The 26,722-nt window shown below is 62.8% G+C and carries 29 protein-coding genes and 2 pseudogenes; 20 read left to right on the top strand and 11 right to left on the bottom strand.

What is annotated here, in order from left to right; all coding sequences use genetic code 11:
• Nucleotides 1-849: an enoyl-ACP reductase FabI gene (gene fabI / locus EY713_RS14605; protein WP_131115999.1), complete on the bottom strand. Its 849-nt coding sequence runs from the start codon at nt 847-849 to the stop codon at nt 1-3.
• 258 nt (nt 850-1,107) lie between these two features.
• Here fabI and EY713_RS23600 point away from each other — a divergent pair.
• The 3 genes and pseudogenes from EY713_RS23600 to EY713_RS14595 form a co-directional block, all read left to right on the top strand.
• Nucleotides 1,108-1,239 (top strand): annotated as a pseudogene (locus EY713_RS23600) (sigma-70 family RNA polymerase sigma factor); the annotation flags it as partial.
• Nucleotides 1,240-1,413: 174 nt separating this feature from the next.
• Nucleotides 1,414-1,698: an RNA polymerase sigma factor gene (locus tag EY713_RS14600; protein ID WP_131115997.1), complete on the top strand. Its 285-nt coding sequence runs from the start codon at nt 1,414-1,416 to the stop codon at nt 1,696-1,698.
• A 12-nt stretch (nt 1,699-1,710) separates the two neighbouring features.
• On the top strand, nt 1,711-2,616 hold the full coding sequence (locus EY713_RS14595) for an anti-sigma factor (RefSeq protein ID WP_131115995.1): 906 nt from the start codon (nt 1,711-1,713) through the stop codon (nt 2,614-2,616).
• A 35-nt stretch (nt 2,617-2,651) separates the two neighbouring features.
• Here the strand turns inward: EY713_RS14595 and EY713_RS14590 are convergent, their stop codons facing one another.
• Both EY713_RS14590 and EY713_RS14585 read right to left on the bottom strand, forming a co-directional pair.
• Nucleotides 2,652-3,611 carry a DnaJ C-terminal domain-containing protein gene (locus tag EY713_RS14590; RefSeq protein WP_131119757.1) on the bottom strand — a complete coding sequence of 320 codons (960 nt, stop codon included), beginning with the start codon at nt 3,609-3,611 and terminating at the stop codon, nt 2,652-2,654.
• 156 nt (nt 3,612-3,767) lie between these two features.
• Nucleotides 3,768-4,115, bottom strand: coding sequence for an RT0821/Lpp0805 family surface protein (locus EY713_RS14585; RefSeq protein ID WP_245572734.1), 348 nt, complete (start codon nt 4,113-4,115; stop codon nt 3,768-3,770).
• 265 nt (nt 4,116-4,380) lie between these two features.
• On the opposite strand from EY713_RS14585, the gene pdxH reads away from it, so the two are divergent.
• From pdxH to EY713_RS14545, 8 genes are all read left to right on the top strand, one after another.
• Nucleotides 4,381-4,950, top strand: coding sequence for a pyridoxamine 5'-phosphate oxidase (pdxH, locus tag EY713_RS14580; RefSeq protein WP_245573019.1), 570 nt, complete (start codon nt 4,381-4,383; stop codon nt 4,948-4,950).
• Between the two features lie 141 nt (nt 4,951-5,091).
• On the top strand, nt 5,092-5,844 hold the full coding sequence (locus tag EY713_RS14575) for an SDR family NAD(P)-dependent oxidoreductase (protein ID WP_131115991.1): 753 nt from the start codon (nt 5,092-5,094) through the stop codon (nt 5,842-5,844).
• Complete coding sequence (locus tag EY713_RS14570) at nt 5,841-6,308, top strand: NUDIX hydrolase (RefSeq protein WP_131115989.1); 468 nt, start codon at nt 5,841-5,843, stop codon at nt 6,306-6,308. Before EY713_RS14575 ends, EY713_RS14570 begins: the two co-directional genes overlap by 4 nt.
• On the top strand, nt 6,295-6,762 hold the full coding sequence (locus EY713_RS14565) for a TIGR02301 family protein (RefSeq protein WP_131115987.1): 468 nt from the start codon (nt 6,295-6,297) through the stop codon (nt 6,760-6,762). The genes EY713_RS14570 and EY713_RS14565 overlap by 14 nt, the downstream gene beginning before the upstream one ends.
• A gap of 140 nt (nt 6,763-6,902) precedes the next feature.
• Complete coding sequence (locus tag EY713_RS14560; protein ID WP_413771087.1) at nt 6,903-7,103, top strand: hypothetical protein; 201 nt, start codon at nt 6,903-6,905, stop codon at nt 7,101-7,103.
• A 167-nt stretch (nt 7,104-7,270) separates the two neighbouring features.
• Nucleotides 7,271-8,332, top strand: a complete 1,062-nt coding sequence (locus EY713_RS14555) for an alkene reductase (protein WP_131115983.1) — start codon at nt 7,271-7,273, stop codon at nt 8,330-8,332.
• A 117-nt stretch (nt 8,333-8,449) separates the two neighbouring features.
• Complete coding sequence (gene ligD, locus EY713_RS14550; RefSeq protein WP_131115981.1) at nt 8,450-11,188, top strand: DNA ligase D; 2,739 nt, start codon at nt 8,450-8,452, stop codon at nt 11,186-11,188.
• A complete protein-coding gene (locus EY713_RS14545) occupies nt 11,185-11,697 on the top strand; it encodes a hypothetical protein (protein ID WP_245572733.1) in 513 nt (170 codons plus the stop codon). Before ligD ends, EY713_RS14545 begins: the two co-directional genes overlap by 4 nt.
• A 107-nt stretch (nt 11,698-11,804) precedes the next feature.
• Here the strand turns inward: EY713_RS14545 and EY713_RS14540 are convergent, their stop codons facing one another.
• On the bottom strand, nt 11,805-12,599 hold the full coding sequence (locus tag EY713_RS14540) for an SDR family NAD(P)-dependent oxidoreductase (protein WP_131115980.1): 795 nt from the start codon (nt 12,597-12,599) through the stop codon (nt 11,805-11,807).
• Nucleotides 12,600-12,698: 99 nt separating this feature from the next.
• Between EY713_RS14540 and EY713_RS23355 the strand changes: the two are divergent.
• A pseudogene (locus EY713_RS23355) lies at nt 12,699-12,827 on the top strand (helix-turn-helix domain-containing protein); the annotation flags it as partial.
• A gap of 290 nt (nt 12,828-13,117) precedes the next feature.
• Complete coding sequence (locus tag EY713_RS23350; protein WP_281015355.1) at nt 13,118-13,588, top strand: substrate binding domain-containing protein; 471 nt, start codon at nt 13,118-13,120, stop codon at nt 13,586-13,588.
• 89 nt (nt 13,589-13,677) lie between these two features.
• Here EY713_RS23350 and EY713_RS14530 read toward each other — a convergent pair whose 3' ends face one another.
• Nucleotides 13,678-15,003, bottom strand: coding sequence for a dihydroorotase (locus EY713_RS14530; protein WP_131115978.1), 1,326 nt, complete (start codon nt 15,001-15,003; stop codon nt 13,678-13,680).
• Nucleotides 15,004-15,217: 214 nt separating this feature from the next.
• Between EY713_RS14530 and ygfZ the strand changes: the two genes are divergently transcribed.
• From ygfZ to EY713_RS14510, 4 genes are all read left to right on the top strand, one after another.
• Nucleotides 15,218-16,063 (top strand): CAF17-like 4Fe-4S cluster assembly/insertion protein YgfZ, encoded by an 846-nt coding sequence (ygfZ, locus tag EY713_RS14525; RefSeq protein WP_131115976.1) that lies wholly within the window; start codon nt 15,218-15,220, stop codon nt 16,061-16,063.
• Between the two features lie 65 nt (nt 16,064-16,128).
• On the top strand, nt 16,129-16,836 hold the full coding sequence (locus tag EY713_RS14520) for an HWE histidine kinase domain-containing protein (protein ID WP_131115974.1): 708 nt from the start codon (nt 16,129-16,131) through the stop codon (nt 16,834-16,836).
• Entirely contained in the window at nt 16,833-17,477 is a 645-nt protein-coding gene (locus EY713_RS14515; RefSeq protein ID WP_425374314.1) for an HD domain-containing protein, read from the top strand. The genes EY713_RS14520 and EY713_RS14515 overlap by 4 nt, the downstream gene beginning before the upstream one ends.
• A complete protein-coding gene (locus EY713_RS14510) occupies nt 17,474-18,001 on the top strand; it encodes a tyrosine phosphatase family protein (protein ID WP_131115972.1) in 528 nt (175 codons plus the stop codon). The genes EY713_RS14515 and EY713_RS14510 overlap by 4 nt, the downstream gene beginning before the upstream one ends.
• A 4-nt stretch (nt 18,002-18,005) precedes the next feature.
• On the opposite strand, the gene EY713_RS14505 is transcribed toward EY713_RS14510, so the two are convergent.
• Both EY713_RS14505 and EY713_RS14500 read right to left on the bottom strand, forming a co-directional pair.
• Entirely contained in the window at nt 18,006-18,791 is a 786-nt protein-coding gene (locus tag EY713_RS14505) for a molybdopterin-binding protein (protein WP_131115970.1), read from the bottom strand.
• Complete coding sequence (locus EY713_RS14500; RefSeq protein ID WP_131115968.1) at nt 18,784-19,644, bottom strand: cytochrome b/b6 domain-containing protein; 861 nt, start codon at nt 19,642-19,644, stop codon at nt 18,784-18,786. Before EY713_RS14500 ends, EY713_RS14505 begins: the two co-directional genes overlap by 8 nt.
• A 64-nt stretch (nt 19,645-19,708) precedes the next feature.
• On the opposite strand from EY713_RS14500, the gene EY713_RS14495 reads away from it, so the two are divergent.
• Together EY713_RS14495 and EY713_RS14490 are read left to right on the top strand one after the other, a co-directional pair.
• Entirely contained in the window at nt 19,709-19,966 is a 258-nt protein-coding gene (locus EY713_RS14495) for an exodeoxyribonuclease VII small subunit (RefSeq protein ID WP_131115966.1), read from the top strand.
• A gap of 23 nt (nt 19,967-19,989) precedes the next feature.
• Entirely contained in the window at nt 19,990-20,283 is a 294-nt protein-coding gene (locus EY713_RS14490) for a DUF1330 domain-containing protein (RefSeq protein ID WP_131115964.1), read from the top strand.
• Nucleotides 20,284-20,290: 7 nt separating this feature from the next.
• Here EY713_RS14490 and EY713_RS14485 read toward each other — a convergent pair whose 3' ends face one another.
• The 4 genes from EY713_RS14485 to EY713_RS14470 form a co-directional block, all read right to left on the bottom strand.
• Nucleotides 20,291-20,683, bottom strand: coding sequence for a hypothetical protein (locus EY713_RS14485; protein WP_131115962.1), 393 nt, complete (start codon nt 20,681-20,683; stop codon nt 20,291-20,293).
• A gap of 39 nt (nt 20,684-20,722) precedes the next feature.
• Complete coding sequence (locus tag EY713_RS14480) at nt 20,723-21,172, bottom strand: hypothetical protein (RefSeq protein WP_131115960.1); 450 nt, start codon at nt 21,170-21,172, stop codon at nt 20,723-20,725.
• Nucleotides 21,173-21,359: 187 nt separating this feature from the next.
• On the bottom strand, nt 21,360-23,411 hold the full coding sequence (glyS, locus tag EY713_RS14475; RefSeq protein ID WP_131115958.1) for a glycine--tRNA ligase subunit beta: 2,052 nt from the start codon (nt 23,409-23,411) through the stop codon (nt 21,360-21,362).
• Nucleotides 23,411-24,346 carry a glycine--tRNA ligase subunit alpha gene (locus EY713_RS14470; protein WP_131115956.1) on the bottom strand — a complete coding sequence of 312 codons (936 nt, stop codon included), beginning with the start codon at nt 24,344-24,346 and terminating at the stop codon, nt 23,411-23,413. Before EY713_RS14470 ends, glyS begins: the two co-directional genes overlap by 1 nt.
• A gap of 128 nt (nt 24,347-24,474) precedes the next feature.
• Between EY713_RS14470 and EY713_RS14465 the strand changes: the two genes are divergently transcribed.
• Nucleotides 24,475-26,721, top strand: coding sequence for a mechanosensitive ion channel family protein (locus tag EY713_RS14465; RefSeq protein ID WP_131115954.1), 2,247 nt, complete (start codon nt 24,475-24,477; stop codon nt 26,719-26,721).
• Nucleotide 26,722 lies beyond the last annotated feature (1 nt).

Below are 26,722 nucleotides of genomic sequence, written 5' to 3'. Positions count from 1 at the left end.
TCACTCTTTGCCGACGACCGAAATATCCGGAGCCGACGGGTTCTTCATGCCGACGACATGATAGCCGGCATCCACATGCAGAATCTCGCCCGTCACTCCGCGTGACAGGGGCGACAACAGGAAGGCGGCGCTTTCGCCCACCTCCTCGATCGTCACGGTGCGGCGGAGAGGCGCGTTATATTCGTTCCATTTCAGAATGTATCGGAAGTCGCCGATGCCGGAGGCCGCCAGTGTCTTGATCGGGCCGGCCGAAATGGCGTTGACGCGAATGTTTTGCGCCCCGAGATCCGCCGCCATATAGCGTACGCTCGCTTCGAGAGCCGCTTTGGCGACACCCATCACGTTATAGTGCGGCATCCACTTTTCGGCGCCGTAATAGGTGAGTGTCAGCATCGAACCGCCGTCGATCATCAGCTTCTCGGCGCGTTGCGCCACCGCCGTGAACGAGTAGCAGGAGATCAACAGCGACTTGGAGAAGTTTTCGGCTGTCGTGTCGACATAACGCCCGGTGAGCTCGTCCTTGTCCGAAAACGCGATGCAATGAACGAGAAAGTCGAGCTTGCCCCACAAGCGCTTGACCTCTGCAAAAACCGCATCGATCGAGGCGCTGTCGGTGACGTCGCAGTGGCCGACCACCTCGGCGGAGATTTCCCGTGCCAACGGCCGCACCCGTTTTTCCAGCGCGTCCCCCTGGAACGTGAAGGCGAGTTCCGCACCCGCCTCATGGGCCGCCTTTGCGATCCCCCAGGCGATCGACCGATTATTCGCGACGCCCATCACCAGACCGCGTTTGCCGGCCAGAATCCCCCGCCCGACCGACGGCTTGGAGGCGCTTGTTGCTTCAGACATGTGCTACCCGACCTCGAACCGCTTGCATTCGCCCTCGCCAAACCATCCGCCGCTCATAACTCAACCGACATCGATCTGAAAAGACCGGGACCGAACAAACAGCATTCGGTCGTTTCGATCGGCACATCTGCGTCGTTTTAGGTACCGGCAATCCGGTGATAATCCATCGTGGCGGCTTGAAGAACCGTAGGCAAGACTCCTTGTTTGTCCTAACATTGAATTAAAGGATGGGGTCATGAATTGGCGGCGGGGAAGACGGTGAACGCGACGAGGCACTCCTATCGTGGAGACGTCGAAAAGCTGATCCCTCGGCTTCGCCAATATGCACGCGCGCTTGTGACCGATCACCGCCAGGACGCGGCTGACGATCTTGTCCACGACGCTTTGTCTCATGCCCTGCGAAGCGAACGACATTGGGTTGGCGAAGATGTGGCGATCAAGCTTTTCACGCGCGTGACGGCAGCCAATCGGCTTCGGGCGCGCGCGTGTCTGGGTGAACGGCGGTCATCACCAAGTGCTCTTGGCTCGTCGGACCAGCAGGCCCACGGACAAGCGACGCACCAGATGTCGCAGACAGATCTCCTGCCTCATAGCGCCGGAGGATCCCCCGGTCGCGCCCTCGACCTGTTATCTCTCGGACATCGGGAGGCCCTGCTTCTGGTGGTGCTTGGGCGGTTCGATTACCCGCAAGCCGCGCAGATCATCGGCATTCCGACCGGAACCTTCGTGACCCGCTTGGTGCATGCCCGCGAGCAACTCGGAGAAACGCTCTGGTCCTCGACGCAGGCCACAGCCGAGAAGGCAGAGAGGCGGCAGCGCTCGACGCATCTTCGCCTTGTCAAATCGTAAGGCTGCCGCACCGTGAAGCGTATGCAACGTGTCTTTGGCGACATCGACGCCCTCCGCTTCGTCGATCACCGCTTGGACGATGAACGCCGGGCTGCATTTCTGGCCCATTTGAGCGATGATCCCGAGCAGGCCGAGCGCATCGAACATTGGAGCCGCCAGAATGATGTTATTCAGGCGGCTTTCGCGGGCATTGCTCATGAGACGGTTCCGCTCTGGTTGCGGCTCGACCATATGACCCCGGAGCGCGACGAAGCGCTCGCACCGATCGAGACGACAGCGCCGCTCAAGGCAAAACCCGTCGTCCACCTTGCGCTCCCCGCCAAGCCGCGCCGTCACAGATTGAAGGACTTCCGCGTGGCGGCTCTGGCGCTCGCGGCCGCGATCACGATGGGCTATTTCGTCTCGCGCGATGTCATGCCGAGGCGGTTCTTCGAGGGACATCAGGCTGAGGTGCGACCGCCCGAAGCCCATGATCCAATCCATCGGTTGATCGACCGAGCGGCCGATGCCTATCGGACCTATGCGATCGATCCGCTGCGACCCGTCGAAATCGCATCGGCACAACAGGCGCAGTTGGACAATTGGTTTCAGCGCCGCCTGTCGATTGCGGTTCACGCGCCTGATCTTCGCAGCGAAGGGTGGTTGCTTCTCGGCGGACGCCTCGCTCCCGGCGACCTTGGGCCAGGCGCCTATTTCGTTTTTGAAAATGAGGCCGGCGAGCGGCTCGGCTTCTATGTCGCCCGGACCGATGCTGCGCCAAAAACCAGCATGATCGTCACGGCCGGCAACGGCGAATCCAGCGCGGCTTGGATCGAGGGGCCGATCGGGCTGGTTCTCTCGGTCAACAAGGATTCGGCTTGGCTATCGAAAAACATCGATTGGCTGAGGGCCAGCATCAAAATGCCGGCAAGCGACTGACGCCCGCCGGCCTCTCAGGGCTTGGCGCGTCAACCTCAGTCGAACATGCTTCGCGGGGTATAGGGATGACGATCACGGAGCTGTTCCGCCGCCGCGATCAGCTCCGGGTCCTGCTCGGCCGGAAGCACGATGCGTGGCGTCACCAGAAGATCGCCAGCCGGCAGCGATCCGGTGGCCGGCAAACCCTTGGCCCGCAGCCGCAGCGTCTTGCCGGCGCGAGCGCCGGGCGGCAAGGTGAGTTCGACGGCCCCACCGAGCGTCGGCACATTGACCTTTCCGCCCAACACCGCCTCATAAAGCGTGATTGGCAGATCGAGCCGCAGGTCGCGTCCGTCGACCTCGAAGAACTTATGTTTGGCGATCTTGACCGTGATCAACGCGTCCCCCGGCACGCCGCGACCCGGCATGCCCTGCCCTTTCAGCCTGATCTGCTTGCCATCTTCGATCCCGGCCGGGATTTTAATGTCGAGCATGCGTCCGCTCGGAAGACTGACACGGGCTTGCGCGCCCTCCACCGCCTCGTTGAGCGACACCGTCACGGTGCCCGAGACGTCCTCGCCCTTCGCGGCCGAAGCACCACCGGCCGCGCCGCGCGCCGCACCACCGCCGAAGAGGTCGGAGAAGAAGTCGGTCGGATCGATCCCGCCCTGAGCGCCCTTGAAGCCACGAAACGGCGATCCACCACCGCCGAAATCCTGATATTCGTAAGCTTGCTGACCTGCCCGGCCGCCAGCGCCGCCACCGGCCCCGAATCCGTCAAAGCTCTGGTAGCGCGGCTTGCCGTCCGCATCGATCTCGCCCCGATCGAAGGCTGCACGCTTGGTCTCGTCGCCCAGAATCTCATTGGCCGAATTGGCTTCGGAAAAACGCTCCTGCGCTTTCGGATCCTTGTTCTGATCAGGATGATGTTTCTTGGCGAGCTTGTGAAACGCCTTCTTGATCTCTGCAGCGTCCGCCGTCTTAGGGACGCCCAACACTTCATATGGATTACGCATCATCTGGCCTGCTGATCGCGCTCGCCCAAGCGGCACGAAGCGCATGTCTCTGTCTGTGGCAAAATGGGCGCTCTGCCGCCGAAGGGCAAGCATCACGACAGGCGAAGCGGCACGCCATTTACAAAAAGATCAGGGTTGGCGAGGCTTTGTGCCGGTTCAGGCTTTGGCTTGCTTTTCCTCGCGGGCATCCGCCACGGTCCAATCGCCATCCGGACCACGGCAAGCCGACCCCTCGATATGTCGATCGGCATGCGGATCAGGCACCACATGTGCCTTGAACGACCGGCAGATTTTATCATTTTTGGAAAAAGGTGCTGCGGTCGCGATGAAGCTGCCTTTCGCGCCCGATCGAGGATTGTCCCACGCGACGCTCGCGCCATTTCCTTGTGGGTCGAGCGCGACCGCAAGCGCGGCTTTCGCCCGGCGCCAATCCTCGCCGTCGAGTTCCTTGGATAAAACGACGGTGGACCGATTGATCGATCCGGTCGGGCTCTGGTCTGCCATGAACCCGCCAATCGGAAATGAAACCGAGCAGGCACTGGCGCAAATGCCGATGCCGCTGCACATAAGAAGCCGGAGGATGGCGCGGGACGCAAAACCGCGGCCGGCGGCGCTCGGATCGATCCGAACGGCCGACATCGCCGAGGCTTTCGCGTTCGAGATTGGCTGCCTGACGTTCACGAGTGCGATCCGCTTTTCCGCAACAACATGAAGGGACGGTAACTTGGAACCGTTAATTGCTGGTGACTTCACGCTGCGCGACGACCCGATGGGCCTTTTCAAGGATTGGCTAGGCGAGGCGGTCGCAAGCGAGCCGCGCGACCCGAATGCGATCGCGCTCGCCACGGTCGATCAGCAGGGCTTGCCGGACGTTCGTCTGGTTCTGCTGAAGGGGTATGACGACCGAGGTTTCGTCTTCTATACGAATTCGGAAAGCCAGAAGGGTGAGGAACTCGCCGCCAACCCGCAGGCTGCCTTTGTGCTGTATTGGAAATCGCTAAACCGGCAAATCCGAGTCAGAGGACGGGTCGAAGCCGTCACGAAGGAGGAGGCGGACGCCTATTTTGCCAGCCGGCACCGCGGGAGCCGGATCGGCGCTTGGGCGAGCCAGCAATCGCGCCCTCTGGACGCACGCTCCACGCTCGAGAAGCGCGTCGAGGATCTCGATCGCGAGTTCGAGGGCAAAGACGTGCCGCGCCCCGATTATTGGAAGGGCTATCGTGTGATCGCCTCGTCGATGGAATTTTGGCAGGATCGTGCGTCCCGACTGCACGATCGCATCGTTTTTTCCCGCGCCGACGATCGGGCGGATTGGACCAAGCTGCGGCTTCAACCCTGAGATCGGTCGAAGGCTAGTCGCCACGCGGGCGGGCTGGCATAAGACCCGCAACACGAGCCCGCTGCGATCGATGACGGTCGCAGCACGGCCCCGACCCCAGAGCGGGCTCCCCCATCCGACACGCGGCGGTCAACGATGACGATGTATCAGACTCAGTCCAACGGCCCGCGGCGGACCATGCTGCTGACCGGCGCGTCGCGCGGGATCGGCCATGCGACGGTCAAACGATTCTCGTCGGCGGGATGGCGTGTGATCACCTGCTCGCGTCATGCTTTCCCAGAGGATTGTCCGTGGGAAATGGGCCCGGAAGACCATTTGCAGGTCGATCTTGCCGATTCGGACAGCACCGCGACCGCGATCGAGGAGGTGCGTCAGCGCTTGCAGGACGGACGGCTCGACGCCCTCGTCAACAATGCCGCCATCTCGCCGAAGCTCAGCGGCGGGGGCCGCATGGGCGCAATCGAGACCAACCTGCTCGATTGGCAGAAGGTCTTTCAGGTCAATTTCTTCGCCCCGGTCATGCTGGCCCGCGGTTTGATCAAGGAACTCGAAAAAGCGCAGGGGTCGGTCGTCAACGTGACCTCGATCGCCGGCTCTCGTGTCCATCCCTTCGCCGGGGCCGCCTACGGCACGTCGAAGGCGGCGCTTGCGGCCTTGACGCGCGAAATGGCGTCCGACTTCGGACCCCTCGGGATCCGGGTCAACGCTATTTCGCCGGGTGAGATCGATACCGCGATCCTGTCGCCTGGGACCGACAAGATCATCGAGCATCTTCCGCTCAGGCGGCTGGGCAAGCCCGAAGAGGTCGCCAAGGCCATCTACTTTCTTTGCACCGAACAATCGAGCTACGTGCATGGGGCCGAAATCCACATCGATGGCGGCCAGCACATATGACATCGACCGGCCCGGTGCCGCTCGATCCCTCGCGTTCCTACCCGGCCAGACCGATCATCGCCGCGAGCGTAGCGGTGTTTCGCAATGGGCGGGTGCTGCTCGGCGAGCGCGTGAAACCACCGGGTGCCGGCTCCTATTCGCTCCCGGGAGGCCTCGTCGAACTCGGTGAGACGCTCGAAGAAGCGGCCCTTCGCGAACTGACCGAGGAAACCGGAGTCACGGCTCGGATCACGGGTTTCAACGGCCATGTCGAAGTCCTCGCACGCGACAATATGGGCCGCGTCGAACGGCATTTCGTCGTCGCCTCCTTCATCGGTGAATGGGTCTCCGGAGAGGGCATCGCTAGTGACGAGACGCGCACGATCGTCTGGGCCAACCTCGCCGATCTCGAGACCCTGCCGCTCACCCCTGGCCTGAAGCCTTTGCTGGAGCAGGCTATCGCGAGCCGACATGCGGGGGACTGACCGGCGCAAGACGATCCTTGGTCCGTTCCTTGCGGCACTGCTGATTGGGTCAACCACAGGGCTGAACGGGGCCTGCGCCGAAACGGCGCCACCGCCGCTTCCCCCGCCAGCACCGCAACGTGGTGTTGTTCCACGCGAGCCGGCGGGACCGCCTCCCTACGAGGCGCAGCTCGATCGCTTGGCCGAGCTGATGGGCACACTGGCGTTTATGCAAACGCTGTGCGGGCAAGGCGATGGTGCAACCTGGCACGACAAAATGGAGAGCCTTCTCGACGCCGAGTCGAAGACGGGGCTGCGGAAGGAGCGGCTCGCCGGCAGCTACAATCGCGGCTATCGCGGCTATCAGGTCACCTATCGGACGTGCACGCCGGCGGCTCAGGCGGTCGTCGACCGATCCTTGCAGGAAGGCGAGCGACTCGCGCGCGATCTGTCGATCCGTTTCGGTGGTGAATAGAAAAACTGCATTTCACTAGGCATGTTAACCCTTTCGTAGTAATCGGGATATGCACTTGCGCGTCGACACGGTAAAACCTCTGCATGTTGACTGACACGACTGTTTCGCAAGACCGATTCGACGCTGCTGACGATCGCCGCTTGGCGCTTGCTTATGTGGCCGAAGCCTTCGCAGAGGCGACGCTGGATGGCATCGAGGAGGATTGCTTCGTGCAAGCCGCCCTCTTCACGGCCTTTCAGACGCTGGTCGACATTTACGGCGAAGACGCAGCCGCGACATTCGCTGAACGGCTACCCGAGCGAATTCGGCAGGGTGAATTCTCAATCGTGACCCGCCAGTAACGCGCCCCCACCCTAAGTCTTGGCGTAGGTGACCAAGTTAGGGATCGGCGATCCGGCGCTTGACACGATTGCGGTCGCGCATAACGTTCGGTACATAACCCGATACGCCATGCGGTTCAGGCTTTGCCGGTCCGTGGCGCCGCTCCAAGAACAATGGACATCCTCACATGCCAACTCTCTTCGATCCGCTGGTCGTCGGTGACCTGACCTTGCCGAATCGCATCATCATGGCGCCGCTGACCCGTTGCCGCGCGAGCGCCGGTCGCGTACCGAATGCAATGATGGCCGAATATTATGTCCAGCGCTCGACTGCTGGACTGATCCTGACCGAAGCCACGAGCGTGACGGCCGAGGGAGTTGGCTACCCGAACACGCCCGGCATCTGGTCGGATGCCCAGGTCGAGGGTTGGAAGATCATTACGGAGGCGGTCCACAAGGCGGGCGGCCGCATCATGCTCCAGCTTTGGCACGTGGGCCGCATCTCGGATCCTGTCTATCTCGACGGCGCGACCCCTGTGGCGCCCAGCGCGATCGCACCTTCGGGCCACGTGAGCCTGGTTCGTCCGGAGAAGAATTTCGTGACGCCTCGCGCGCTGGAGACGGATGAACTCGCCCGTGTCGTCGCCGACTATCGCCATGGCGCCGAAAATGCCAAGCGGGCCGGCTTCGACGGCGTCGAGGTGCATGGCGCAAACGGCTATCTGCTCGACCAGTTCCTGCAGGACAAAACAAACCAGCGGACCGACCGCTTCGGCGGCTCGATCGAGAACCGCGCCCGGCTGATGCTGGAAGTCGCGGACGCCTGTATCGATGTCTGGGGCGCTGGCCGCGTCGGGATGCATCTCGCCCCGCGCCGTGACGCGCATGACATGGGCGATTCGACGCCGCTGGAGACCTTCGGCTACGTGGCTCGCGAACTCGGCCGCCGGAAGATCGCGTTCATCTGCGCCCGCGAGCATACGGGAGATGATCGCCTCGGCCCGCAGCTCAAGGCTTTGTTCGGCGGCGTCTACATCGCCAACGAGAAGCTCGATAAAGCCGAAGCGCAGGCTCTGCTCGACAAGGGCGAGGCTGATGCCGTCGCGTTCGGCAAGGCCTACATCGCCAATCCGGATCTGGTCGAGCGTCTCCGTCAGGACGCGCCGCTCAACCCGCAGCGGCCCGAAACATTCTATGCGGAAGGACCGACGGGCTACATCGATTATCCGAGCCTGTCGCAAGCCGCCTGATGAGACGCTAACGTTGCGAGCGGCGAGGCCTGCAACTTCCTGCGGTCCCGCCGATTGAGTCGCTCAGACGAAAGCGGAGCCATTCGCTGGCTCCGCCTGTCGGGAGGCTGACGAGCGGTGAATACGAAACTCGCGTCCTACACCTCGAAGCGCGACTTCGAGAAGACCGCGGAACCGACCGGCAAGGCGGCCATTACCCCGTCGAAGGCGCTGCGCTTCGTCATCCAAAAACACGATGCCACGCGGCTGCATTACGATCTGCGACTCGAGGTCGACGGCGTCTTTAAATCCTGGGCGATCACACGCGGCCCCTCGCTCGACCCGCACGACAAGCGCCTCGCCGTCGAGGTCGAGGACCATCCGCTCGACTATGGTGATTTCGAAGGCACGATCCCAAAAGGTCAATATGGCGGCGGCACAGTCCTGCTGTGGGATCGGGGCACGTGGACCCCAGAAGGTATGACGGCCCAGGGTGGCCTCGAGTCGGGCGACCTCAAATTCACCCTGCGCGGCGAGAAGCTGCACGGGTCGTGGGTGCTGGTCCGCATGAAACACGATCGGATGGGCGGCAAGCGGACAAACTGGTTGCTGATCAAGCATCGCGATGACGCCGCAAACGAGGGCGATGCGGATGCCCTTCTGTCGCAGGACACCTCGGTCGCCTCCGGCCGCGCAATGGACGATATCGCGGCAGGCCGAGGCAAACCACCGAAGCCGTTTATGACCAAAGCCTCGAAAGCCGCCAAGCCCGACGCCGTTTGGCAGTCGCATCGCGCGGCCGACGACGCCACATCTCAGCCCGAGAAACCGCCCAAGAGGCCATCAGCCGCCAAAGCGGCAGCGCCGAAGACCAAGATTTCAGCGACCGCGAAAGCCAAGTCGGTTGCGCCGGAATGGCCGCGCTTCGTGGAACCGCAACTCTGTCGATTGGTCGACCATCCCCCGAGCGACGCCGGATGGGCCCACGAGGTCAAGTTCGATGGCTATCGCGTGCAACTCAACGTGCGGGGCGGAACGGCGGTCCTCCGGACCCGGAAGGGGTTGGATTGGACCGACAAGTTCAAGGCCATCGCCGCAGTCGGAGAAGCGCTGCCTGACGTCATTCTCGATGGTGAGATCGTGGCGCTCGATCATCAGGGAGCGCCGGACTTTGCGGCTTTGCAGGCTGCCATCTCGGATCGGAAAACCGACCAGCTCGTCTTCTTTGCCTTCGATCTTTTGATGACGGGCGATGAGGATTTGCGCGGACAGCCGTTGTCGATCCGGAAATCCCGCCTGAAGGGTATCCTCACCGACACCCCGCATGACGACGACCGCTTGCGGTTCGTCGACCATTTCGCGGCCGGCGGCGACGCGGTCCTCAAGGCGGCCTGTCGCATGTCGCTCGAGGGCATCGTCTCGAAGCGGCTCGACGCCCCCTATGTGTCGGGCCGTTCCGAGAGTTGGACCAAGGCCAAATGCCGAGGGGGCCATGAGGTTGTGATCGGCGGCTGGACCGATACGGATGGCAAGTTCCGTTCGTTACTGGCCGGCGTGCATAAGGGCGATCATCTCGTCTATGTCGGGCGGATCGGAACCGGCTATGGTCAGGCGGTGGTGTCGCAATTGATGCCGCGCCTCGAACAGCATGCCGCCACCAAGAACCCGTTTACCGGCCTCAACGCTCCCAAAGCCGCCAAGGGTATTCATTGGCTCGCGCCCGACCTTGTGGCCGAAATCCACTATGCAGGTTGGACCGGCGACGGCATGATCCGGCAGGCCGCCTTCAAGGGTTTGCGAGACGACAAGCCGGCAGCCGAGGTCGTGGCCGAAAAACCCGCTCCGGTCGAGACGCCGCTATCGGAGCCGCCCGTTAAGCCGACGCGCGGCACAAAACCCAACAAGACCGCCGCCAAACCGTCCGCGAGCGAAGCAACGCCTGTCGCAGCCGCCCGCCACCGGCCCGCCGCTAATGCCGTGGTGATGGGCGTCAGCATCACGCACCCGGATAAGGCGCTCTGGCCCGATGATGGCTCGGGCCAGCCTGTCACCAAGCTCGACCTCGCCCGCTATGTCGAAGCCATCGGCCCGTGGATGCTCGAGCATGTCAAAGGTCGCCCATGCTCGGCCGTGCGCGCGCCGGACGGGATCGGCGGACAACAGTTTTTCCAACGCCACGCGATGCCGGGCACATCGAGCTTGCTGACGCTGGTGACCGTGAAGGAGGAGACGAAGCCCTACCTGCAGGTCGATCGCGTCGAAGGCTTAGTCGCATTGGCGCAGACCGGCGCGATCGAATTGCATCCGTGGAACTGTCAGCCGGATCAGCCTGAGGTGCCGGGTCGATTGATTTTTGATCTTGACCCCGGCCCGGAGGTCGATTTCGAGGCTGTCATCCATGCGGCACGTGACATCAAAGACCGGCTCGACGATCTCGGGCTGGTGTCGTTCTGCAAGACGACCGGCGGCAAGGGGCTGCATGTCGTGACACCGCTGACGATGCCGAAGAAGGCCGGGCCGGATTGGGCCGCCACGAAGGATTTCTGCCGACGAATTTGCGCCGACATGGCGGCAGCGGATCCCGATCGTTATCTCGTCAACATGGCCAAGAAGCTGCGGACGGGAAAGATCTACCTCGATTATTTGCGGAATGACCGGACCGCGACGGCGGTGGCGCCTTTGTCGCCGCGCGCCAGGCCCGGCGCGACCGTGTCGATGCCGTTGACGTGGTCGCAGGTCAAAACGGGGCTCGACCCGGCCAAATTCACGATCCGCACCGTGCCGGCCCTGCTATCAAAATCGATCGCTTGGGCCGATTATGATGAGGGCGCGCGCTCACTCGAGCGGGCCATGCAGCGATTCAAGGTCGACGCGTGACACGATCCGAGGCAAAGCCGGGCGACGATCGACCGATAGCGCGATCCGCTCCTTCGCTTGAAATCGCATCCCTGCCCCGCGCCGTGCAGCTTCTGCGGGCTCGCATTCTCGAGACGGTGCGCGGCGGCGACATCGACGATCTCCGCGTGCCGCTCGGTTGGAACGAGGTGCCGCCGCTGTTCCGTCGTGGCCAGAAACCGGAGGCGGACCCGGTTGCATACTTGAAGAGCCGAAGCTTCGATCGACATGGTCGCGAGATGCTCGGGATCATGCGAGCGGTTTTCACGGCCGCTTACGTGCAGGATCGGCGTGGCCCGATCACATCCTACATCTGGCCCATCTTCCCGGTCGCGAACGAGGTCGCCCCGCCCCGCTCGCAACAGATCGGCCTCTGGCGCTGCGTCCGCTTTGAGGACCTCACCGCCAAGGCCGCGGGAGGCGGTCCACTCATCCACCGAACCGCGATCGGGGACGACGGAACCTGGCACTATTTCTGGACCGAGACCTAGCTCGTCAAGCTCAGGGCGCTTGGCGCGAGCGGTCGTCTCCCCCGCGAAAACACCGATAGGTTGCGGCCCTTCGCGGAACCGCGTCGTGCCCGCGCAGAAGCCAAGCGTTACGCTATTGTTCGTACGACGCCCCCGTCGACACGCAAGGACGTGCCTGTTGTTGCCGACGCCTGATCCGAGCAGACATAGACGACCAGGTTCGCGACTTCTTCGGTCGTCGCAAAGCGATTGAGCAGCGATGTCGGGCGCATCGTCTTCAAGAACTGCTGCTCGGCGTCCTCTCGCGTTATGCCTTGCGCCTCTGCGTTCGCCTTCATCCACCCCCCCATGATCTCCGAATTTGTCGGCCCAGGGAGGACAGAATTGACGGTGACGCCCGTACCCCCGACCACCTCGGCCAAGCCCCTCGCAATGGCGAGTTGCGCGGTTTTCGTCATGGCGTAGTCGATCATGTCCTTCGGGATTGCGAGTGCGGACTCACTGCTGATGAAGACGACACGCCCCCAGCCGCGCTTCACCATGGCCGGCGTATAGTGACGGGAGGCGCGGATGCCGCTCATGACGTTCAGCTCGAAGAGATCGACCCACTCGCTGTCCGCAATATCGAAGAAGGGCTTCGGGCGCCCAGTACCCACATTGTTGACGAGAATGTCCGCGTCCGGCACCTGCGCGAATAAGTCCGCCGCGCCTTCCGGGGTCGCAAGATCCGCACAGACGCCGGTGAACTCACCGTTCGGGAAAAGCGTGCGCAACTCGGCCAGCGCCGCACCGACCCGTTCTTGGCGGCGACCGTTGATGACGACCGCAGCGCCAGCGCGCGCCAACCCTTCTGCAACGGCTCGGCCAATCCCTGCTGTGGACCCAGAAACGACCGCTTTGCGGCCAGTCAGATCGATATTCATGACGCCATTCCTTCTATTGGAGAGATCCGGATATGGGCGATATCGAAACCAACGATAATTGTTTAAACTGCCATAAGATTAATTCTCGCTGGGAATGGTATGGACCGCTTCAATGAATTAGCCGCTTTCATCGCCGTCGTTGAAGCAAGCGGCTTCTCCGCCGCAGCACGCACAACCGGCGACTCACAATCCGCCGTCAGTAAAGCCATCGGCGCGTTGGAGAGACGCCTCGGCGTGAGGCTCTTCAATAGAAGCACCCGCAAGGTCACGCTGACCGATGAGGGGCGGAGATATTATGATCGGATCAAGCCCCTTCTTGATGAGATGCAGGATGCTGATAACGAACTCACCGAAAGCACGCTGAGCGTCTCGGGTCGAATTCGGATCGCGGCATCTGGGACGTTCGGCCGTCTCCATGTTTTGCCGCTTATCCCTGACCTGTTGTCCCTCAATCCCGGCCTTCAGGTGGACCTCATCCTCTCGGATTTCGTGCGAGATAGGTTGAAGATCGGATCGACTTGGCGATACGCGTCGGACCCGTCAACGAACCAGATGCGGTCGTCAGGCGCGTCGCCATCACCCCGCTTATATGCGTCGGATCTCACCGTTATTTCGAGCGCCACGGGATTCCAAAGACGCCTGCGGAGCTCAGCGAGCATAATTGCCTGTTGTATGGCGGCTTAACAGAGGCGGCGAATTGGCCGTTCGTGGGGCGAGACGGTCGCTTCAGCGTTCCGGTTCGCGGCAATCTCTGGTCCAACAGTGTCGAAACGATCCGGACCGCGGTTCTGGCGGATGTTGGAATTGGCCTCTTGGCCAGGGTTTCGCTTGCGGATGAACTCCGGCAAGACGAGGTCATGACAATCCTCGACGAATTTGTGACCGATGTCAGAGACATCAGTCTTGTCTGGCCCAAACGCCGTTTTGTTCCGGCTCGCGTCCGCCAAGTGACTAACTTTTTCGCGGAGGCCATTCCGCGCCGAGGTTAGGAAAGACGTTCAGCGCTTGTCTGACCCGTCGTCTCGGCTCGACAAAGGCGGCTCTCGGTCGAGGCGCATTCGCATCCGGACGGCGTCAACTACAACGCTTCGAGAAACCGCACCGGCTGTCCGCTCGCGGGGTCCTCGATGCCGCCATCCCACATAACCTGATGGCCCCGCACGATGGTGCCGACGGGCCATCCCGTAACGTCCCGGCCGTGATATGGCGTCCATTGCGAGCGGGACGCGATCCAGTCGTCCGTGATCGTGACCCGCCGCTTCAGATCGACCACGGTGAGATCCGCATCATAGCCAACTGCCATGCGGCCCTTCCGCGCGATGTTGAACAAACGCGCAGGCCCAGCGCTCGTCATATCGACGAAACGCTGCAGACTGAGCCGTCCGGCCGCAACATGGTCGAGCATGATCGGAACCAGGGTCTGCACACCCGTCATGCCCGAGGGGCTATCGGGATAAGCCTTTGCCTTCTCGGCCAGCGTATGGGGGGCGTGATCCGACCCCAGAATGTCGGCGACCCCTGACGCGACGCCGGCCCAGATCGCGTCGCGATGACGTTTGTCGCGCACCGGAGGGTTCATCTGCAGCTTGGTGCCGAGCGTCGGATAATCGTCGGTCGACAGCGTCAGATGATGCGGGGTCACCTCGGCGCTCGCAATATCTTTGTGATCGGCCAGGAACGCGATCTCCTCGGCGGTCGAGATATGCAGCACGTGGATGCGGGCGCGTGCCTCGCGGGCGATGCGAACGAGCCGCTCCGTGCAGCGCAGCGCCGCCACCGCATCGCGCCAGACCGGATGCGAGGTCGGATCGCCGGGCACGCGCTCGCCGAGCCGCTCGCGGAGGCGAAACTCGTCCTCGCTGTGAAATGCCGCGCGACGGCGCGTTTTCCCCAGAATCGCAGCGACGCCGGCATCGTCCTCGACCAGCAGCGACCCCGTCGACGAGCCCATAAAGACCTTGATGCCGGCCGCGCCGGGAAGCCGTTCGAGCTCGGGAATGGCCGCGACATTGTCGCGCGTGCCGCCGACCCAGAACGCGAAATCGCAGAACATGCGCTGACGGGCACGGCAGACCTTATCGGCCAGCGTCGCTTCGTCGGTGGTCAGCGGCGTCGTATTCGGCATCTCGAACACGGCCGTGACACCGCCCATGACGGCGGCGCGGGATCCGCTCTCGAGATCTTCCTTGTGGGTGGCGCCCGGCTCACGAAAATGCACCTGCGTGTCGATGACGCCCGGAAGCACGTGAAGGCCCGTGCAGTCGATGACACGGCCTGCCGCCGAGGCCGATAGCGACCCGATCGCCGCGATCGTGCCATTTCGGATGCCGAGATCACCACAATACTCGCCATTCTGATTGACCAACGTGCCGCCACGCAGCATCAGGTCGAATGTCTCGCTCATGGTTTGGGCTACCTTCACGCGGCTGACCGAAGCACCCTTGCGTCCGGCCAACATGGTCGTATCTGCTGAAGGCGGGATTTAAGCTGTTTTGGGTCAGCCTAGAAGCGGAATTTGGCACTCGACGTCGCCACACAGCAAGGTGGTCGACGTGCGGGCTCATTTCGATGACAGGCTTCGGTCGGAGGATGATCATCATGCGAACGGCTGAAATGAAATGAGTAGCGATCTGGCAGTTTTGAGCGACCGTGGGATCGTGGAGGTTGTCGGCCCCGATGCACGCGATCTGTTGCAGCGGCTCATCACCAATGATGTCGACAATCTGAAGCCCGGCGAGGCGCGCTACGCGGCCCTGCTGACACCGCAAGGCAAAATCACGTCGGACTTCTTCGTCGTGGCGGATCGCGACCCGGTTGCGTCACGCTTCTACATCGACGTGCCGGAGGCGTTGGTGGTGGATCTCGTGAAGAAGCTCACCATGTACAGGCTGCGCGCCAAGGTCGATATCCGAAACCAGAGCGAAACGCTCGGGATCGTCGCCGGCGACCCTTCGGCCCTGCCCGGCGATTGCCGGCTGACGTTCGACGATCCGCGTGTGCCGGGCCTCTGGCGCCGCGCGATCGTCGATCGATCGCGTTTCGCCGACTTGGGCGATGATTCGGGACGCTGGGCCTATCGCGAGCAGCGTGTCCGGCTCGGCGTGCCCGAAGGCGGCATCGATTTCATTTACGGCGAGACCTTCCCGCACGAGGCCAATCTCGATCGTTTGCATGGCGTGGACTTCAAGAAAGGTTGCTACATCGGCCAGGAAGTCGTCTCCCGCGTGCAACATCGCGGCACGGCACGAAAGCGGATCGTTGGCGTGCGCTTCGACGGTGAGCCGCCGATGGTCGGGTCGGATATCACGGCGGACGGAGTTTCGATCGGCGTGATGGGATCGTCGATCGACGGGTTGGGGCTTGGTCTCCTTCGCATCGACAAAGCCGAGGACGCGAGGCTCGCGGGCACATCCGTCGTAGCCGGCTCGATACCGCTCACGCTCGACGGTCCGGGCTGGCACTAGGGCACGCGAGCGTCTATTGCGTTGTGCACAATGCAATTTATCGCGACGACCAAGAGAAACGATCGATGCAGGATGGTCAAAGTTTGAGCCGGGAGTCGATGCAGGGCGAAATCGCCCGGCTGCAGGCACTCGTCAACGCCGCCGCGATCGAACGGGCCGCGAGTGAGACCGAGCGAGACCGTTTAACCTTCGAGCTCGGCCATCGCGTCAAGAACGTTCTCAGCGTCGTTCAGGCCCTTGCGGGCCAGACCCTGCGCGGCGCTGACACCAAGGAAGAAGCCCTTGCGACCTTCGGGTCCCGCATCATCGCCTTGGCCCGCGCCAATGATGTCATCCTGAACGAGGGTTGGACGACGGTAACGCTGCGGGCCGTGGCGGAGCGTGTTCTTCAACCATTCGACACAGAGAACCGACGGCTGACGATCGATGGCCCAGAGCTGCGGATCGGCGCGAGTGCCGCGCTCTCGCTCGCCATGGCTCTCTATGAGTTGGCCTCGAACGCGAAGCGGCACGGCGCTTGGTCAGTGGAGGCCGGCCGCGTGGATCTCTCGTGGTGGCTCGACCCGACCGTGGAAGACCAGGGCTTCACGCTTACATGGCGCGAATCCGGCGGCCTTGCGGTCGAGCCTCCGGCAAAGCGGCGCTTTGGCTTGCGGCTCATCGAGCAATCGATGCAAAGCGCCTTCGGCCGCGATGTTGCAGTGATGTTCGAGCCACAAGGCCTGCAGTGCCGCGTCCGCGCGCCTCTCTCACGCCTCGCCGACTCAGCGTGACACCAAGCGAACGTCGAGATCGGGATGTCGAGCCCGCACAACCGCGCGTCTGGCAACGCATGCTGTCGGGCCGCAAACTCGATCTCCTGAACCCGAGCCCAGCCGATATCGACATCGCCGATATCGCGCATGGCTTAGCCCGGGTGGCGCGCTGGAATGGCCAGACCGAGGGGCCAAACATCTTTTCGGTCGCCCAGCATTCCGTGATGGTCGAAGCCATTATGGCCCGACTGGCGCCGCTTTCGACCCCGGCGGAGCGGCTGGCGGCCCTGCTGCACGATAGTCCCGAATATGTGATCGGGGACCTGATCTCCCCGTTCAAGGCAGTCCTCGGCGACGCCTATCGATCGATCGAACATCGGCTCCTCGATGCCATTCATGCGCGTTTCGGCCTGCCGATCTCACCGCCCGCTTTGGTCAACCTCATCAAGCAAGCCGATCGGATCGCGGCCTATCGCGAGGCCATCGATCTGGCTGGCTTCGACCGCGCCGACGCCGATCGCATCTTCGGCATCCAGGTCCAGGAGACGCGGCGTGACGAAGAGGTTTTGTCGCCCGCCCGGTCAGAGGATGCCGAACGCGTCTTTCTCGATCGTTTCGCAATGTTGAGCGGCGCGTCCTCGCGAAAGGAACCGGTTTGAGCGCGATCCATGTCTGTTCGCTGGCAAGGCTTCCGGAAACTGCCATTGAGAGCAAGGCCAAAAGCTTGCTGACGCTGCTGTCGCCCGGTGGCGTCGTGGCGGAGCGGCCCCCGAGCATCGCGGCCGACCGGCACCTCGTCATCAATGTGTCGGATATCGTGACGCCCACGGAGGGCCATACCCATCCGCAGGCCGGCCACATCGCCGATCTGCTGGCGTTTTTCGCCGCCTGGGACCGTGTCGATCCGCTTCTGATCCACTGCTACGCTGGCGTCAGCCGCTCGACAGCCGCGGCCTATATCGCGGTTTGCGCGCTCGCGCCGGACCGCGACGAGAGTGAGGTAGCGCGTTCTTTACGGGCCGCCTCCCCGTCCGCAACCCCCAATGCAAGCCTCGTGGCACTTGCCGATGCGGCACTCGGTCGAGCCGGGCGTATGAGCGCCGCGATCACCGCGATCGGCCGCGGGGAAGATTGCTTCGAGGGCGCGCCATTCAGGCTGGATCTCGACGCGCCGACGGCGTGAGCCATCAGATTCCGGCGTACCACTGGTAGCCGTTGTCCTCCCAATAGCCGCCTTTCCCCTGCCCAATTTCAGCGTAGCTGTCGACCAACTGGATCTCTTTGATGTATTTGGTCATTTTGTAGCCGAGCTGGCGCTCTAACCGCAGCCGCAGCGGCGCCCCGAACGGCACCTCGAGCGCTTTTCCGTTCATGTCATAAGCCAGGATCGTCTGCGGATGATGGGCGCCGAGCAGGTCGATGCTGCCGTAGAAAGGCGGCGGCCCCGACATGGACGAGGGATCATCCATCGTGTCGAAACACTGGAAGACGAGATATTTGGCGGTCGGTTTGACGCCGGCCTTGTCGAGCACGAGGCTGAGGGGCACGCCGGTCCATTTGCCGATGCAGCTCCAGCCTTCCACACAATCATGCCGCGTGATCTGAGTGCGGGCGGGCATCGCCCGAAGGTCCGCAAGCGAGAGGCTCAGCGGAGTGTCGACCATGCCGGTCACCTGGAGCCGGTAATCCTTGAAGCCATCCGCCACCATGGCTTTATAGGCGGGGTCGTCCGGGTCGGTTGAGCCATTGGCATAGAATTTCGGGGAGATGTCGGCTTCGGTATATTCGGGTGCAAGCTGCTGGGCCTGCAGGATTGCCTGTTGCGCCTTGCGGTTCAGCGCGTCGACGCCCTTGAAGGCGGACGCCGCCTGATCCGAGTTGATGACTTTGTCGCATCCCGCCAAGGCCGCTGCGCCAATGAAGGCCGCGCCCCGCGCCAGGATGCCGCGACGGGTCGAGTTGATCTTACGCATGTGAGTCAGGCTCCCGGCCAATGTCGTACCAGCCGGTGATCATCGAGCGCATGTTGTTAAACACCCCCGATAACAACACCAGCGCGACGTGGACGATGACGAACAGAACAAGGCCGAATGCCGCGAAGAAATGGACCGAACGCGCCGTCTGGCGGCCGCCGAACAGATCGAGCAATTGCGGAAAAGCCGCGTCGAGACCGGGCGACATCGTCCAGCCGGCAAGAACCAGCAACGGCAACATGACGAAAACGACCAGAAAATAGGTGAGCTTCTGGATCGCGTTATAGCGTCGTGCTTCCTCGCCCTTCGGAAAACGCAACCGAATATGGTCGCGGATCGCACCGCCGAAATGCCGCATCTGCTCTCCCGTCGGGATGAAGTCGCGCCGGAAATGCCGGGTCGCGAACCCATAGATCAGGTAGATGAGCCCGTTCAGCACGAACAGCCACGCGAACACGAAGTGAATGGCTCGCCCAGTCCCAAGGTCTTGATAAGATGGCAGCGTCAGCCAGGCCGGAAACGCGCGCTCGGTCGGCTTGCCATCAAGGGACGACAACCCCAGCACGCCGGTGGTGTTGAACTTGTGACCCCAAAGCGACACGAACCCGCGCGGCGCGCCATTGGCCTCGTCAGCCCCGATGGCGATCGGCGGGTCCACGAAATTCGAGATCTTGCCGAAGTCGAGCGACGGATGCGCGTTGAAGATTTGCAGACCGCTCATCAGCAGCATGGTCAAGCACAGCACGTTGATCCAATGCGTCAAGCGGACGATGGCGCTATGCCGTTTGACCAACGTGTCGCCACCGGGCCTTGCTGCCTCGCTCGTCGGCTGCAGCGCTTCAGCATGAGACATCGAGCATCCGATCGGTTAAAACCATTTGGTCGAGATACGTCTACACCATTGAAGAGGTTACAGCGTGAGTGATCAAGCGACCGGTGGGGTCGACGTTGCCGGATTGCCGTTCGAGAAGGCCTTGGCGCAACTCGAGGAGATCGTCGGGCAATTGGAGAAGGGCAGCGTGCCGCTCGAAGAGTCGATTGTGATCTACGAGCGTGGCGAAGCCCTGAAGAAACATTGCGAAACGCTGTTGCGCAACGCGGAAATGCGGATCGAAAAGATCACGCTCGGGGCGGACGGCCATCCGACCGGTCTCGCGCCTCTCGACGTCGAATAGACAGTCATCAAGGAAGCATCAGCATGCCCAAGGCCTATCTGGTTTCCAACTACACCGCGATTTCCGATACGGAGAAGCTTGCCGCCTATGCCAAGCTGGCCGGACCGGCGATCGAGGCGCTCGGCGGCCGCTACATCGCACGCGGCGTCGCGGCGCGCGCCATGGAGGCCGGGGTGCAGCAGCGCACCGTCATCGTCGAATTCGACAGTCTCGAGACGGCGCTCAGCCTCTACGATAACCCGGCGTATCAGATCGCACTTAAGGCGCTGGATGGCGGCGCGGTGCGCGACATGCGGATCGTCGAAGGCGTCGCCTGAAGCCAAATTAGACCCGGCTGCGATCGCTCACGACGGATCGCGTCCATACGGGGCGAATCGCTCCTCGGGTGGGCCGATGCAGCAGTCGAAGCCAAACCTTCAGCGACGCGAGGCTGGCGGCGATCAGAACGAGGACGAGGCCAAACGTGGCGGCTGGATCCCCAATCTGAGAGGGAATGATGGGGCTGCCACATGTTGACGAGCGCGGAACCACCTCGATGGTTTCGCCGGCAGGTGGAAAGCTCGCCGGCGATAGCGTGTGGACGGCCGTCTGGCACAGGCCCGTGCCGTCCTGCATCTTATAGCTGAGCGTGATGGTGCTGCCGCTGAAGTGACGCTCGGCACCGGGCCGCTCGATGGCCAAAACCGTGGCCTGAACCGACGGGTGATTGAGCGCCACTGATCGATCCATCCACTGGCCGATCCCCTGCTTGATCTTTCAGATGGCCACCATCGGGGCGATAATCCCGACACCGGCCGAGAGATCGAGCGCGAAGATCGTGGCGCTATCGCGCACCGCACTCCGAAGCCTCGGCGACACCATGGGGGAAGCGGTTTCGGCTTTGGCGTGCTGCTCTTTGGTCCGGCGACCCAACCAGCCCAAAAGCTCGCCGACGTCATGCGGCACGCAATCGACCCCCACCCGATCGAGCAATGCCTTCTGCCTGCCGAAGTACATCGTGGCGGATTGTGTATCGGCAAACGTCCGACCATAGCGGTCGAACAGATGCTCCGGTGAGGTGTCGGCGTCGTCGGCAAGCCGTTCGAGCAGGATAATGCAGTCGATATCCTGGTCGGTCGACAACCCCTGCCCGATCGTCTTCCGTTTATGAGCCGCGCTCCCTCGAAGCGCTTTACCGAGATCCTGGCGAAACCTGTCGATGGTCATGATCCGCACCCCAACCGAGCTAGTGGCCCGATCATGCCGGTGCTTGAACAATCCCCCTCAAGCGTCAGACCTGCTTGGGGGCGTCAACACCAGCCCTTTGAAGCCGATGTTGTGATCCTTCGCGTCTTAAATCTCGATAGCGGAGGCGGCCAATTGGCGTGAACGCCGCGTAAACAGAACGCAGCTCCTACCCACCCACCCTCGAGAAATCCGCGACCGTCAGCGTCGTCTGCCGCAAGGCGTTCAGCAGCCGCAGCCGATTGAGCCGAAGGCTCGCGTCATCGGCGTTGACCGTAACCTTGTCGAAGAAGGCGTCGACCGGCGGCCGCAACAGCGCCAGAGCCCGCGTGGCCCCCTCGAAATCCTCCCGCCTCAGCGCGGCGGTCGCCTCCAGCCGAACCCGATCGAGAATGTCGGCCAAGGCGCGCTCCTCGTCCTGGGTCAGCAATGCCGGATCATAGGCGGCGTCGAACGCGCCCGCTCCGTCCTTCTTCTCCTCGGCCCGCAGGATGTTGGCGGCGCGGCGATGACCGGCCAGGAGATTCTCGCCATCCTCGGTGTCGAGCAGCTTGCCGAGTGCCTCGACGCGGCGAACCACCATCAGCAGGTCGTCCTGCCCCGGCAGCGCGAAGACCGCATCGATTAGATCGTGCCGCGCGCCCTTGTCGCGCAAGTAGACCTTTAGGCGGTCGGCGAAGAAGGACAGAAGATCGGCACCGTGCGGCAGTAAACGCACCCTGATGCCATTCTCGATCACAATCCGGATCACACCGAGCGCGGCACGGCGCAACGCATACGGGTCCTTGCTGCCCGTCGGCTTCTCGTCGATCGACCAGAAGCCGACCAGCGTATCGAGCTTGTCGGCAAGCGCCACCGCGATCGACACGGGATCGGTCGGCACCCGATCGGACGGCCCTTGCGGCCGGTAATGCTCCTCCACCGCAGCGGCGACGCTGGCATGCTCGCCCTGATGGGTTGCGTAGTAGCGGCCCATGAGGCCCTGCAATTCGGGGAACTCGCCAACCATTTCGGAGACGAGATCGGTCTTGGCGAGAGTCGCGGCGCGTTCAGCCAGAGCCGGATCCGCCCCGACAAGCGGCGCAAGCTCGCGCGCCAAAGCCGCGATACGCTTCACCCGCGCGCCTTGCGTGCCGAGCTTTTCGTGGAACACGATGCTGTCGAGCTTGGGCAGACGATCGGCCAACGGCACTTTCAGGTCCGTTTCCCAGAAGAATTTCGCGTCCGACAGGCGGGCCCGCACGACCCTCTCGTTGCCGCCGACGATCGCGACACCACCATCACTCGCCTCGATATTGGCGGTCAGCAAGAAGCGATTGGCGAGCCGCGTCTCACCCGGTCGCCGCACTACGAAGCATTTCTGATTGGCCCGGATGGTGGCGCGGATCACCTCGGGCGGGATCGCGAGAAAGCTCTCGTCGAAACTCCCCATCAAAACCACTGGCCATTCGACCAAGCCGGCCACCTCGTTGAGTAGAGCCTCGTCCTCGACGAGTTCCAGCCCTTGGGCGAAGGTCAGGTCACGCGCGTCATGGAGGATGATCGATTTACGCCGCTCGGGGTCGAGCACCACCTTGGCCTTCTCGAGAGCCGGAGCGTAATCGTCGAACCGCTTCACACTGAAGCTGGCCGGGGCCATGAAGCGATGTCCGCGAGTCGTGTCACCGGACGCGATCCCGCCGACCGTGAACGGCACGATCTCGGGTTCCTCGGTGTCGCTGCTGAAGGTGCAGACGATCGATTGCAGCGGACGCACCCAGCGCAAAGCGTCGGGCTTGTCCGACCCACGGCCCCAGCGCATCGACTTCGGCCAGGGAAAAGCGAGCACGATCCCGGGCATGATGTCGGCCAGCACCTCGGGTGTGGCGCGACCCGGCCGCTCGATATGAGCGACGTAAGAATCGCCCTTCTTCGGATCGGAGACGATCGTGGCGTCGGCCAGCGATGCCAGTCCGGCGCTTTTCAGAAAACCCTGGACAGCCGCATCCGGGGCACCGACGCGCGGGCCTTTGCGTTCCTCGCGCGTGTCGGGCTGGCGAGCCGGAAGCCCGACCACGTGCAGGGTCAGTCGGCGCGGCGTCGCGAAACTCTGCGCGCCCTCGTAGGTCAGGCCACGATCCACCAGCGCGCCGGTCACGAGGCGTTGCAAGTCCGCGGCCGCCTGGGCCTGCATACGGGCCGGGATCTCTTCGGAAAAGAGTTCGAGCAGAAGATCGGGCATCAGGCTGCTCTCCCGCCGGCGGTCTTCAACCATGCCGCACCGCAGGCTTTCGCCAATTCACGCACGCGCAAGATGTAACTCTGCCGTTCGGTCACCGAAATCACGCCACGCGCATCGAGAAGGTTGAACAGATGGGAGGCCTTGATGCACTGGTCATAGGCCGGCAAGGCAAGCAGATGAACGCCGCCATCGGGACCTGGCTCGCCCGCTTTCAGCAGCGCACGCGCCTCGCCCTCGGCGTCCTTAAAATGCTGAAACAACAAAGCCGTATCGGCATATTCGAAGTTGAAACGCGAATATTCCTGCTCGGCTTGTTTGAACACGTCACCGTAGGAAATACGGTCGTCACCATCACGACCGTTGAAGTTCAGATCGAAGATGCTGTCGACGCCCTGCACATACATGGCGAGACGCTCCAGCCCATAGGTGATCTCGCCCGACACCGGCGAGCATTCGACGCCCGCGACCTGTTGGAAATAGGTGAATTGACTGACTTCCATGCCGTCGCACCAGCATTCCCAGCCAAGCCCCCAAGCGCCCAGCGTCGGGCTTTCCCAATCGTCCTCGACGAACCGCACGTCATGCAGCGCAAGGTCGATGCCGATGGCCTGGAGCGAGCGCAGGTAAAGCTCCTGCAAATCCGGCGGCGAGGGCTTCAGGATGGCCTGGAACTGGTAGTAATGCTGCCCTCGGTTGGGGTTCTCCCCGTATCGCCCATCCTTCGGCCGCCGCGAGGGCTGCACATAGGCGGCGCGCCAGGGCCTCGGCCCGAGCGACCGGAGCGTGGTGGCCGGATGGAAGGTGCCGGCTCCAACCTCCATGTCGTAGGGCTGAAGCACGACGCAGCCTTGCTCGGCCCAGAATTGCTGCAGCGTGAGGATCAGGCCCTGAAACGATCGTCGCGGATCGAGGGCGCTTCCGGCAAATGCGGACATGGGGCGGGAACGCTTCTTGTGGTTGGGGATGTGGTGCAGGCGCTGCCATGCTCTAGTGGCGAGCGCATAAGGGGTCAACGATTGCGTGGCATGATGGGCGTCGTGATGGGCTGCGGGGAGCAGAGCATATGCGTATAGACGCAGCGACCGGCGGCCGGGGGCGAGCCGCAACGAGATTGGGCCGCATCGCCCGAACCGTCTTGGTTCGGCTCGTCTTGTTGTGGCTGGTTGCCGGGATGGTGGGCGGCGTATCCATCCCCGTGCAGGCGGAGCCGGCATCGCAGACCGCCGATGTCGCAGCGACGCCGCCCAATGCCAAGTTGCAGACCCTGATGACGCTTCTTTCGGATCCGGACGTTCAGGCCGCGATGAAACGGCGGGACGGCAACGGCGTCGAGGCACCGGCCCAAACCGCGCCGCCGAAGACGATGGCGGTCGGTCTTGCGGATCATTTGCAGGTGTTGCGCGCGCACCTCCTCGATGTCGCAGCCAATGTCAAAACGCTCCCCAATGATTTTCGTGCCGCACGCGGCATGGTCGCTGAGGCGATCAGCCAGCGTGGCTGGTTGTCGATCGCGCTTTTCTTTTCCGGCTTCGTGGCGCTCGGCTTCGGCGCCGAATGGGTTTTTCGGCGCCTCACGAAGCGATTCCTCACGTGGCTTCTCGGCCTGACGCTCGCGAGCGTCGACGAACGCGTCCGCGCCGTCTTCGCGCGTTTCATTTATGGCATCGGCCTTGTCGGCAGCTTCGCGCTCGGCAGCGTCGGGGCGTTTCTGCTGTTCGACTGGCCGATCGTCATCAAGGAGATCCTGCTCGGCTACCTGCTCGCGTTTTTGTTCGTGCGGCTCTGTTCCGTTGTCGGCCGTCTGCTTCTAGCGCCCGGCGCGCAGCGGTTCCGCGTCGTGCCGATCTCCAGCGCGGGCGCACGATTTCTGTTCGAGCGTTGGATCGTCATGGCGATCGTGGTCGGGTTCGGCGCCGAAACGATCAGCATCTTCGGCCGCTTCGGACTGACGCCTTTATCGAGCGAACTCTGCGGCGACGTCCTCGGCCTCATCCTGCTGCTCGTCGGCCTTGATATCCTCTGGCGCGCGCCGCCGATGGCGCTTGTCGAAGGTGTCGATCCGGCGATCGGTTCGACCGACACGGTGGAGCTGCCCAAGGCAGGCTTCTCGACGCGTCACCACTCCGGCCTTGTCATCGCGGCATCCTGCCTGCTGCTGGTTCTTCTCGTTCTCTGGATCGTGGATGCGACCCATCTGTTCTGGTTGGTCGCCTTCATGGGTGCGCTTCCGGGCGTGATCGTCATGGCGCGACATTCCGTCAATCACGTGCTGCGGCCGGCCGGATCGAGCTTCTCGGTCGGAGACTCAAAGACGCTCGACGTCATCGTGTTTGAACGCGGTGTTCGATGCGTCATTATCGTGGGGGCGGCCTTGCTGCTCGGCCGCATCTTCGACATCGATGTCGTCACCCTGACGATGCAGGATACGGTGGCGACGCGGCTGGTGCGCGGCGTCATCAGCATCGTCGTGATCGCGCTCGCGGCCGATTTCCTTTGGCATGTCTTGAAGGCGCTCATCGATCGCAAACTCGAAATCAGCATGATCAGCGCCGATGGCACGGAGGATGCCGGCCATGCAGCGCGGCTCCAGACGCTGCTCCCGATCGTCAGCAACATCCTGCTGGTCGCCATCGTGGTGGTCGCCGGCATGATGGCGCTCTCGGCCGGTGGGGTCGAGATCGGCCCCTTGATCGCCAGCGCCGGTGTGGTCGGCGTCGCGATCGGCTTCGGCGCTCAAACGCTCGTCAAAGACATTATCAGCGGGATTTTCTACCTCTTCGACGACGCTTTCCGCATCGGCGAATATATCCAAAGCGGCACCTACAAAGGCACGGTGGAATCGTTCAGCCTGCGATCCGTCAAGCTGCGCCATCAGCGCGGCGCACTCTATACGGTGCCGTTCGGCATCCTCGGCGCCGTGCAAAACCAGAGCCGCGACTGGGTGGTCGACAAGATCGTGATGAACGTCCCCTACGGCACGGACCTCGAGAAAGTCCGCAAGATCGTCAAGCGCATCGGCGAAACTCTGGCTGAAGATCCCGACTTCGGGCCCGAAATTTTGAACCCGCTGAAAATGCAGGGCGTGGTGCAGTTCGGCGACTTCGCGATTCAGATTCAGACCAAGATGATGACCAAGCCTGGCGACGTACAATTCATGGCGCGGCGACGAGCGCTTCTCATGATCAACAAATCATTCGCCGAGAACGGCATTGGATTTGCGGTGCCCATGGTCCATGTAGCCGGAGATGGGGCGAACGGCGCGGCCGCCCAGATGGGCTATGATCTTTTGAAACAGGTCAAGGTCGACTAAT

Origin of the sequence: Lichenihabitans psoromatis (genome assembly GCF_004323635.1) — a bacterium.
In the GTDB taxonomy this organism is placed as follows: domain Bacteria; phylum Pseudomonadota; class Alphaproteobacteria; order Rhizobiales; family Beijerinckiaceae; genus Lichenihabitans; species Lichenihabitans psoromatis.
Note: the sequence above shows the minus strand (reverse complement) of the source record. Positions and strands in the feature narration are given on the sequence as shown.